This is a genomic window from Pseudomonas sp. FSL R10-0399, assembly GCF_009600165.1.
GTDB lineage: Bacteria > Pseudomonadota > Gammaproteobacteria > Pseudomonadales > Pseudomonadaceae > Aquipseudomonas > Aquipseudomonas helleri.
Window position 1 is genome coordinate 23,516 of the sequence record NZ_WIWK01000078.1, and the last position, 7,578, is coordinate 31,093.

At 59.3% G+C, this 7,578-nt stretch carries 10 protein-coding genes; 3 read left to right on the plus strand and 7 right to left on the minus strand.

The genetic code is table 11. The features are described 5' to 3' along the window. Positions 1–7: 7 nt before the first annotated feature. From GHO41_RS20045 to GHO41_RS20060, 4 genes are read right to left on the minus strand one after another with little or no spacing between them, the layout of a single operon-like run. On the minus strand, positions 8–679 hold the full coding sequence (locus GHO41_RS20045; protein ID WP_048389456.1) for a methionine ABC transporter permease: 672 nt from the start codon (positions 677–679) through the stop codon (positions 8–10). Continuing rightward, positions 676–1,656 (minus strand): methionine ABC transporter ATP-binding protein, encoded by a 981-nt coding sequence (locus GHO41_RS20050; protein WP_153434450.1) that lies wholly within the window; start codon positions 1,654–1,656, stop codon positions 676–678. The genes GHO41_RS20045 and GHO41_RS20050 overlap by 4 nt, the downstream gene beginning before the upstream one ends. Continuing rightward, the gene (locus tag GHO41_RS20055) at positions 1,653–2,468 is read right to left on the minus strand and encodes a MetQ/NlpA family ABC transporter substrate-binding protein (protein WP_153434451.1); all 816 of its coding nucleotides are present in this window, start codon (positions 2,466–2,468) and stop codon (positions 1,653–1,655) included. Before GHO41_RS20055 ends, GHO41_RS20050 begins: the two co-directional genes overlap by 4 nt. A 28-nt stretch (positions 2,469–2,496) precedes the next feature. Further along, positions 2,497–3,534: an isopenicillin N synthase family oxygenase gene (locus GHO41_RS20060; protein WP_153434452.1), complete on the minus strand. Its 1,038-nt coding sequence runs from the start codon at positions 3,532–3,534 to the stop codon at positions 2,497–2,499. 317 nt (positions 3,535–3,851) lie between these two features. On the opposite strand from GHO41_RS20060, the gene GHO41_RS29865 reads away from it, so the two are divergent. The 3 genes from GHO41_RS29865 (at position 3,852) to GHO41_RS30580 (ending at position 5,290) form a co-directional block, all read left to right on the plus strand. Next, the gene (locus tag GHO41_RS29865) at positions 3,852–4,013 is read left to right on the plus strand and encodes a hypothetical protein (protein WP_164488153.1); all 162 of its coding nucleotides are present in this window, start codon (positions 3,852–3,854) and stop codon (positions 4,011–4,013) included. A 5-nt stretch (positions 4,014–4,018) separates the two neighbouring features. Continuing rightward, positions 4,019–4,657: a helix-turn-helix domain-containing protein gene (locus GHO41_RS20065; RefSeq protein WP_088500284.1), complete on the plus strand. Its 639-nt coding sequence runs from the start codon at positions 4,019–4,021 to the stop codon at positions 4,655–4,657. A 129-nt stretch (positions 4,658–4,786) separates the two neighbouring features. Then, positions 4,787–5,290, plus strand: a complete 504-nt coding sequence (locus tag GHO41_RS30580; protein ID WP_371928982.1) for a hypothetical protein — start codon at positions 4,787–4,789, stop codon at positions 5,288–5,290. 255 nt (positions 5,291–5,545) lie between these two features. Here GHO41_RS30580 and GHO41_RS20075 read toward each other — a convergent pair whose 3' ends face one another. From GHO41_RS20075 to GHO41_RS20085, 3 genes are all read right to left on the minus strand, one after another. Next, complete coding sequence (locus GHO41_RS20075; RefSeq protein WP_153434453.1) at positions 5,546–6,127, minus strand: peroxidase-related enzyme; 582 nt, start codon at positions 6,125–6,127, stop codon at positions 5,546–5,548. After that, positions 6,124–6,639 (minus strand): CMD domain protein, encoded by a 516-nt coding sequence (locus tag GHO41_RS20080; protein WP_153434454.1) that lies wholly within the window; start codon positions 6,637–6,639, stop codon positions 6,124–6,126. Before GHO41_RS20080 ends, GHO41_RS20075 begins: the two co-directional genes overlap by 4 nt. After that, positions 6,636–7,578 (minus strand): acyl-CoA thioester hydrolase/BAAT C-terminal domain-containing protein (locus GHO41_RS20085; RefSeq protein WP_218580268.1); only part of this gene is annotated, 943 nt, incomplete at its 5' end. The genes GHO41_RS20080 and GHO41_RS20085, both read right to left, overlap by 4 nt.

A 7,578-nucleotide genomic window follows, 5' to 3' on the forward strand; every position in this document is an offset into this window, starting at 1 on the left:
CCACACGTCAACGCCGATGTGCCAACGAACGCACCATCCGGTCGCCCAGGCTTTGCACGCTCTGCACCAGAACCACCAGCACGATGACGGTGACCACCATCACCTGGTTGTTGAAGCGTTGATAGCCGTAGCGAATGGCCAAATCACCCAGCCCTCCGCCGCCAATAACCCCGGCCATGGATGAAAAACCAATCAGCATGACCAGGGTCAAGGTCACGCCCGCCACTAACGCCGGCAAGGCTTCGGGCAGCAGTACTTTGAAGATCACGTCACGCAGATCACCGCCCATGGCGAGGATCGCTTCGATGCGGCCCTTGTCGACTTCGTCCAGGGCGTTTTCGACAATTCGCGCAAAGAACGGGAACGCGCCAATGGTGATGGGCACCACCGCCGCCGTGCTGCCCAACGTGGTACCGACAATAAGACGGGTCAGCGGGATCAAGGCGATGAGCATGACCACGAACGGCAATGAACGCCCGAGGTTGACCAGCCCGCCCAGGCTTTTATGCAATTGCGGCATCGGATAAATGCCGCCACTGCGACTGATAAACAGCAATACCCCCAAAGGCAGGCCGATCAGCAGGGTAAACAGCCCCGCCAACAGCACCATGTACAGGGTTTCTCCGGTGGCATTGAACACCAGTTGCAGAATCTCGTTCCAATCGATGGTTCGGTTCATGTGCGTTCTACCCTGACGCCGCGCTGTTTAAGAAAGTCCACGACCTGGGTCAACTTCAGTTCGCTGCCTGGCTGACGCAAGGCCACACGCAAACGGCCCACGTTTTGCCCGCCAACCGACTCAACCCCTTGGGCCAGCAAGTCCACTGCGACACCGTGCTGGCGAGTCAATTCGCTGAGCACTGGCGTGGCCAGCAGCGAGTCGAAAAAGCTCAGTTCCAGTACCTGCGCGTCACTGCCCAGCGCGGTGCTGTAGCCCGGTAACAAGGAGCGACCGAGTGCAGAGTCCGGGTTGGCCAACAGCTGAGCAATCGGCCCCGCCTCGGCCAGACGACCATTGGCCAGTGAAGCCGCGTGATCACAAATGGACTTGACCACGTCCAGCTCGTGGGTGATCAGAACAATGGTCAGCCCCAACTGGCGATTGATGTCGCGCAGCAGTTCAAGAATCGAGGCTGTGGTTTCCGGGTCGAGGGCACTGGTTGCTTCATCAGAAAGCAGGTAGGCAGGTCGCGCGGCCAAGGCCCGGGCGATGCCAACCCGCTGCTTTTGCCCGCCGGACAACTGCGACGGGAACGCCAGTGCCTTGTCGCTCAGGCCTACCAGCTCCAACAACTCCAGCACCCGCGCCTGACGCTGCGCTTTACTGACCTTGGCTATTTCCAGAGGCACGGCGATGTTGTCAAAAACATTACGCGAGTGCAGCAGGTTGAAGCCCTGAAAGATCATGCCGATGCGTTGCCGTTGCAGGCGCAATTCACGATCTGACAACGCTGTCAGGTCTGCGCCGTCCAGCACAATACGCCCGGCACTGGGCCGTTCGAGCAGGTTGAGACAGCGCAGCAGCGTCGATTTACCCGCCCCGCTACGCCCAAGAATCCCGTAGATGGCACCGTCCGGAATGCTCAATGACACTTGATCCAGTGAAGGCGCCTGCCCCGGTATGTACGTCTTGCTCAACTGCTCGATGCTGATCATGGCCGGGCACCCACCTGGGTCACGGGCAAGACCGAGCCGGTGTAGGAATCGGTAATGAACGTGGCCACCTCGGGCGACGTCAGGTCCTTGGCCAGGCGCTTGATGCGCGGGTCATCCAGCAGCTTGGGCGTGGTCACCAGAATATTGGCGTACGGGTTGTGCTCAACCTTTTCGAGCCCCAAGGCGTCCTTGGCCGGCACCAGCCCGGCTTCCAGCGCGTAGTTGCCATTGATCACCGCCAGATCAAGATCGCCCAGCGCCCGTGGTATCTGCGCCGACTCGACTTCGAGGATTTTCAGTTGCTTGGGGTTTTCAGCGATGTCCTTGGGGGTTGCCTGCTCTGCGGCGGGGTCGTTGAAGCCGGGTTTGAGCTTGATCAGGCCGTTGTCTTGCAGCAGATACAGGGCACGGCTGAGGTTGGTCACGTTATTGGGCACGGCGACGGTGCCCTTGACCGGCACATCGGCGAAGCTTTTATGGCGCTGGGAATAAATGCCCAGTGGCTCGATGTGCACGGTCGCGGCCACGGCAAATTTTTGCCCTAGGGCCTGCTCCTGAGACTTCAAATACGGCAAGTGCTGGGTGTAGTTGGCATCAACATCACCGTGGGCCAGCAGCTCGTTGGCGTTGATGCCGCTGGTGAGTTCGATCACCTTGATCTTCAGTTCCGGGTCGATTTTGCGCACGTACTCCAGAATCTGCGCATGGGGCACCGGGTCTGCCGCTATCCGCAGGGTTTCCAGTGCCAATGCATCGTAAGACGTCAGCAAGCCGCCGAGCACCGCCAGGGTCAATCCTGTTTGCTTGAACATGGTCAAAATCCTTGATCGGGTGAGGGACTCAAGCGCTCAGCGCGTTGGGAATCAGTGCATCGGCGTAATAACGTTGGGCGACATCGGGGTGCGAACGCAGGCGACCCTTGAGGTAGTTCCAGCCCACATCCCGAAACAACGGGTTGTCCGGGTCGCTGGCAGGCCCGCGGGCCTCGCGCAACAGCGCCGCAGGCAATGGATACAGCGGCACCACGGCATCCAGTCGGGCACCCAGGAAGAACGCGATCGACAAACGCTCGCTGCCCTGGGCCGGTGACACCACACGGTGCACGGTGGCGCGTAGATAGCCGTTGGTCGCCAGCTCAAGCAACTCGCCAATGTTCACCACCAGGGTGTTGGCCCGCGGCAGTGCGTCAATCCAGCGGCCCTCTTCAACCTCGACTTGCAAACCCGCCTGCTGGTCCTGCAACAGAAAACTCAGAAAGCCTGAATCCTTGTGTGCGCCAACCCCCTGGTTGCTGGCGTCTGCCGCCTGGCCCGGATAGCGAATCAACTTGATGTGCTCATTGGGTGTGTCGCCGTACAACTGATCAAAGGCGTGCTCGGGCAGCGACAGCGCCTGGGCAAACGCACGCAACAAACGCAAGGACATGGCGGTCATCGCCTGCTGCCATTCCAGCAGCAAGGGTTTCAGCTCGGGCAGCGCTTCGGGCCACTGGTTGGGGCCTTGCAGACGTGCCCAGAACGGGCTGTTCGGGTCAGTGGGCAGCACCGCCCGTTCAGCGCCAAGGTCAAACTGCTCGCGCAGATCGGGCTTGCCACGGGTGATCTCGGAAGCGGCGCGGTTGTAGCCGCGAAAGTGCGAGGAGTTGATCATCCCGACGGCCGCTTTATCGGCGTCGGGCAAGGCGAAGAATTGCCGTGAATGCTGTTGCACCTGGCTCAACAACTCGCTGTCGATGCCGTGCCCGGTCAAATAGAAAAAGCCAACGTCCCGTGCCGCGTTACGCAACTCCTCAAAAAAGCCCTGACGCTGCGCCACGGTGCCTTCAAGCAGCGACAAGTCGAGGACTGGCAAGGCGGTGATATCCCTTGTATGCGGCATGCTTCACTCCCATGTGAATCAATGAAGATCGCGGGCGATGCAACTGCCCTGCGTTTCATTAAAGCTAAACGACCTTAAAAATCACCATCCAATACCTTTTTAGAATTAGCTTAGGTAAAAACTCATCTTGTCTTGCGATCTTTTAAAAAATCAAAAGATCGCGAGGCAAGCTCGCTCCTACAGAGGTTTTTTTGCCTGAACAGGGTGGACACGCTAAGTCCAAAATAGAATTAACAAATGAAAATTCAGTATTTATAGAAATAAGAACAAGGGATTACTGTGGGTCCATTGAGTTGCCACTGCCCAAGGATCTGACCATGTCCGTATCTGCCAATGTCATTGATTTCGCCCTTTACCGAAAACGCCGTCAGGCACGTGCAGCGGCTGAGCTGATGTGGACTGCGTACGCAGCAAGAGCCGGGATCGCCGTGTTTTTTGCCCCGCCGGTGAGTTCGTCCAGCGATACCCGCCGGGCGTAACGTGGATGAATTACCTGCACACCGTTCCTGATCTGCCCGAACTCCCTCCCCCCGCCAAAGACTGTAATAACGGCGACGATGACGCCATTGGCCAATGCGTCGCCCTCAACCTGCAACGCCTGCGCAGCAAGCGCTATTTGTCACTGGATGCACTGGCCCGCGCCAGCGGCGTGAGTCGGGCGATGCTGGCGCAGATTGAGTCCGGGCGCAGCGTGCCATCGATCAAGGTGCTGTGCAAAATTGCCAAGGGGCTGAAAGTTTCGGTGGCCGCGTTTCTGGAAAACCGCGCGTTTGAAGGGGTCGAGTTGCTGCCGGCGCAACAGAGCAAGCGACTGGTCAGTGCCAGTGGTGCGTTCACCAGCCGGGCGTTGTTCCCCTACGACAGGGCGCGCCAGTCCGAGTTTTACGAGATTCGCCTCAAGCCATTGGGCGAAGAGGTGTCCGAAGGCCATGGCCCCGGCATTCAGGAGAACCTGGTGGTGGCCCAGGGTGTGGTGGAAGTCAGCGTTAACGAAGAACGTTATTTACTCTCGACCGGGGACTCGATCCTGTTCTATGCCGACCAGCCCCACCGCTATCGCAACCCGGCGGACAGCGAAGCCGTGGCGTTTCTGGTGATCACCTACCCGGAGAGACTAGATTAAATACTGTAGTCGCTGCCGCAGGCTGCGATACGGGCCGAAGGACCGTCAAACGGACTGCAACCGTCAAGCGGGCCGCTGCGCAGCCCATCGCAGCCTCGTCAGCGACTACAGGGTTTAGTGGGTTAGCAGGTGCAGCACATCATTGGCATGCCATTGCAGCTCATCATCATCGGCATGGCGCAGTCGTTCATCATTTTCATCATCAACATGCAGCAGTTGTTCATCATGTCCATGCTCATGCCGGGCATCGGCATCATCATGCAGGTCATGCAATCTGCTTCCATTTTGCATTCCATGATGCATTTCATCATCGGCATCGGCATGCCCATTGGCATCATCATCGGCATGTTCATGCTCGACATGCTGTTCATCATCGCCATGCCGTCTTCAGACATGCACATCATCGACATGTTGGCGCACTGCATCATCATCGGCATGCCGCAGTTCATCATCATCGCCATCATCTCGGCGTTGTTTTTGAACATCGCCATGTCCATGCCCGCAGCTGGCTTCATGGTGCACTTCATGCCCTTGTCGGTCATTTCGCACTTCATGGTGGCCATCATCATCGGCATGCCCATCATCGGCATCATTGGCATTTGCATGGCGTTCATCATGTTCGAAACTCCGTAATCGACAGTCATGTAGAAATTCTGGGTTCGATTTTAGAGCGCCCCGAGGCTCACGCAAGGTGACGGCCGAGCAGCAGAAATAGCCGTTGCACTGCCTGTTTACCCAAGCAATACAGCCTTTAACGCTGCCATTGCAGGTAAATACTTGTTGCAACTACATAACCTGTCTGCTGCTACAGCGATACCGACGCAATAGATATTCGTTCGAGGAATATCTAAAGACCTGAAAGAAATAAACGGTCTAACTAATGATCAATCAAGGCCAGACCGGTTCGCCCAGGTTGAGCATCAAGCGATTGGCCCAGGCAAAAATGGCGATAGCGTGGATCAAGTCGAGTATTTCACCGTCATTCAGGCCCTGTTCGCGCAATGCCAAGAGCCGCTCGGGCGGTAACTCACCGGGGGTCAGGGTCAGGTCAATGGCGAACTGCACAATCGCCTGTTCCCGTGGCGTGGTGCCCGCCGTGTGCGGGTCGGTAAACACTTGGGCGATGGCGTCGTTGCGCTTGGCCAGTTGTTCGAACCGTTGGGCATGCACCGAGGCGCAAAACACACACTGGTTGATTCGCGACACCACGGCGCTGGCCAGTTCGCGCTCGGCACGGGACAAACCGCCCGGCGCATACATGATCGCGTTGAAGGCCAACGAACGCTGGCGCAATACCTCAGGCTGGTGGATGAGCGTCAGGTAGTACTGCGACACTTTCGCCTGCGGGTGACTCTCTTCCAGCACCGCCTGCTGCGCGGGGCTGGCTTGCGCCGGATCAAGAGTCGGCAGCCAGGCCTTCCAGCCCAAGGTGCGGTTGGTGAAGCCTTGAATATCCAGTGACTCGCTCATTGCGCAGGCTCCAGTGCTTGCAGTGCACTAAGGCCCGCCGCCAGGCGCACTTGGTAGGAAATAAAGGCAATCAACTGCCCCAACGTGACCACGTCGATAGTCTCAAGGCCTGCCGCCAGCAATGCATTGAGCGCCTCGCGGTCACCCTCAACCGGGTTGCGCACCAGCGTGCGGGTAAAGCCCAGCACCGCCTGCAAGCGCGGCGATTGCAGTTGGGTCAATGCGTCCTGCTCGACAGCCGCCAGGGTTTGCGGATCGGTTGCCAACAGGTGCAGCGGTTCGCGGTAATGCGCGGCCAAGGGTGCATGCGGGGTCAATCGGCAGGCATACCAGGCCACCAGCAAGCGCTCTTCCAGGCTGAGGTTGCCGGGCAAGTCGGCATCGAACAACGCCTCATAACTGCCTTGCGTGGCGCTGACCACTTTGCCCCTGGCCTGACGCAACTGTTGCACCGGGCCACCGGCCGTGAGTAACAACCGATCCAGCAGATCGGGTGTGGCAGAACTGTTCATTGCAACTCCTTGGATTGCGCCCGGCGTGCCGCCACGGCGTTATGCAGAAAATCCCTGACGGCCTGCCACGATTGCTCATTGGCCCGGGCATTGGCTGAAGGTTCGCCGTCGTCGCTGTAGGTGGCGGGAATGTACGGCAGCAAAATGCTGTGCCCGGCCTGCGGGTAATCGTGCTGAGCCACCGGCCACGGGTGTTCGAACCGGGCAAGACGCTGGCTGACCATCTGCCCGAAATGGCTGGATGGCCAGGCGGCATCGTCGCCTGCGGTAAGCAACAGCACCGGCCCGCGAATGTGCTCAACGGCGATCCGTGCCCGCTCCACGGCCTCTTCGTCTTGCAGCGCGGTATTCATCGACACGGCATTGCGCTGCCCGGCATCGCGGGCGGCCCATGAGGCATGCCGATTGTGGTTCCACAGATGCACCAAAGGCTGCCCGTTTAACAGCCAGGCCGGGCCATCGCGGCCAACGGCCGGGTCTGCCGCTGCTTGCCCGCCATGCACCAGCGCACTGGGCACGTAACCGATCACAGCGCTCACCGCGTCCGGGAACAGGCTGCCCAACAACAGCACCAGTTCACCGCCGCGCGACTGCCCGCTGAGGGTGACAAAGTCATGGGCCGGGGCCAGTTCACGGCGCATCCATGCCAAGCCCTGCTGGAAGTACTCCAGCGGCGTATTGGAGATGTAATCCGACAGGCCCGGCGCCTTGAAGTAACCCAGCGCCAAGGCGCTGTAGCCGCGCGAGGCATACAGCGCGGCGCGGGCTTCGTTGATCCCGCCGCCAGAACCATTGAGCACCATCACGGCCGGGTGCGGACCTGCGCCTGCGGGCTCAAACAAGGTGCCGACCAGACCGTCTTCACGGATGTCACGGCGCGTCACGCCGGGGGCAGCAAGGCGCTGGGTCAGGGTGTGTTCCAGGTCGCTGCCTTGCAAC

What these genes read in the sequence shown, in the direction of transcription:
- GHO41_RS20045 (WP_048389456.1), bottom strand. Translation starts at nt 679, where the DNA reads ATGAACCGAACCATCGATTGGAACGAGATTCTGCAACTGGTGTTCAAT.
- GHO41_RS20055 (WP_153434451.1), bottom strand. Translation starts at nt 2,468, where the DNA reads ATGTTCAAGCAAACAGGATTGACCCTGGCGGTGCTCGGCGGCTTGCTG.
- GHO41_RS20075 (WP_153434453.1), bottom strand. Translation starts at nt 6,127, where the DNA reads ATGAGCGAGTCACTGGATATTCAAGGCTTCACCAACCGCACCTTGGGC.
- GHO41_RS20060 (WP_153434452.1), bottom strand. Translation starts at nt 3,534, where the DNA reads ATGCCGCATACAAGGGATATCACCGCCTTGCCAGTCCTCGACTTGTCG.
- GHO41_RS20065 (WP_088500284.1), top strand. Translation starts at nt 4,019, where the DNA reads ATGAATTACCTGCACACCGTTCCTGATCTGCCCGAACTCCCTCCCCCC.
- GHO41_RS20080 (WP_153434454.1), bottom strand. Translation starts at nt 6,639, where the DNA reads ATGAACAGTTCTGCCACACCCGATCTGCTGGATCGGTTGTTACTCACG.
- GHO41_RS20050 (WP_153434450.1), bottom strand. Translation starts at nt 1,656, where the DNA reads ATGATCAGCATCGAGCAGTTGAGCAAGACGTACATACCGGGGCAGGCG.
- GHO41_RS29865 (WP_164488153.1), top strand. Translation starts at nt 3,852, where the DNA reads ATGTCCGTATCTGCCAATGTCATTGATTTCGCCCTTTACCGAAAACGC.